This window comes from Bacillus sp. B1-WWTP-T-0.5-Post-4 (assembly GCF_009183795.1).
GTDB classification, from domain to species: Bacteria; Bacillota; Bacilli; order Bacillales; family Bacillaceae_G; genus Bacillus_A; species Bacillus_A cereus.
Map to the genome: position 1 here is coordinate 1 of NZ_WEIJ01000042.1, position 772 is coordinate 772.

The window sequence follows — 772 nt, forward strand, 5'->3', positions numbered from 1 at the left end:
TGATAGGTTCGAGGTGGAAGCATGGTGACATGTGGAGCTGACGAATACTAATAGATCGAGGACTTAACCATATAATATGAAGCAATGTTATCTAGTTTTGAAAGAATATAAAAAACTTGTTGACTTTCAAAAGTAAATGAGTTACAATAATTCTTGTCTTAAATGAATACAGTCTGGTAATGATGGCAGAGAGGTCACACCCGTTCCCATACCGAACACGGAAGTTAAGCTCTCTAGCGCCGATGGTAGTTGGGACCTTGTTCCTGTGAGAGTAGGACGTTGCCAGGCAAATGGAGGATTAGCTCAGCTGGGAGAGCACCTGCCTTACAAGCAGGGGGTCGGCGGTTCGATCCCGTCATCCTCCACCATTTAGCCGACTTAGCTCAATTGGTAGAGCAACTGACTTGTAATCAGTAGGTTGGGGGTTCAAGTCCTCTAGTCGGCACCAGAAATCATGGCGGTTGTGGCGAAGTGGTTAACGCACCGGATTGTGGCTCCGGCATTCGTGGGTTCGATTCCCATCAGTCGCCCCATTTTTCTTAAATAAATTAATATGCGGGTGTGGCGGAATTGGCAGACGCACCAGACTTAGGATCTGGCGCCTTTGGCGTGGGGGTTCGACTCCCTTCACCCGCACTTTTAATTAAATAACTCATACATGTCTTGCGGAAGTAGTTCAGTGGTAGAATACAACCTTGCCAAGGTTGGGGTCGCGGGTTCGAATCCCGTCTTCCGCTCCAATTTTCAATATGACATGCCGGGGTGGCGGAAC

Annotated in this window: 5 tRNA genes and 1 rRNA gene; all 6 read left to right on the forward strand. The window is 47.8% G+C overall.

The window, feature by feature from the left end:
• Positions 1-172: 172 nt before the first annotated feature.
• The 6 genes from rrf (at position 173) to GBN91_RS28620 (ending at position 740) form a co-directional block, all read left to right on the forward strand.
• Positions 173-288: ribosomal RNA gene (gene rrf / locus GBN91_RS28595) — 5S ribosomal RNA — on the forward strand.
• A gap of 4 nt (positions 289-292) precedes the next feature.
• Positions 293-368 (forward strand) — tRNA-Val (locus tag GBN91_RS28600).
• Between the two features lie 4 nt (positions 369-372).
• A tRNA-Thr gene (locus GBN91_RS28605) sits at positions 373-448 on the forward strand.
• A gap of 9 nt (positions 449-457) precedes the next feature.
• Positions 458-533: transfer RNA gene (locus GBN91_RS28610), tRNA-His, on the forward strand.
• A 22-nt stretch (positions 534-555) separates the two neighbouring features.
• Positions 556-636, forward strand: a tRNA-Leu gene (locus GBN91_RS28615).
• Positions 637-665: 29 nt separating this feature from the next.
• A tRNA-Gly gene (locus GBN91_RS28620) sits at positions 666-740 on the forward strand.
• Positions 741-772: the final 32 nt, after the last annotated feature.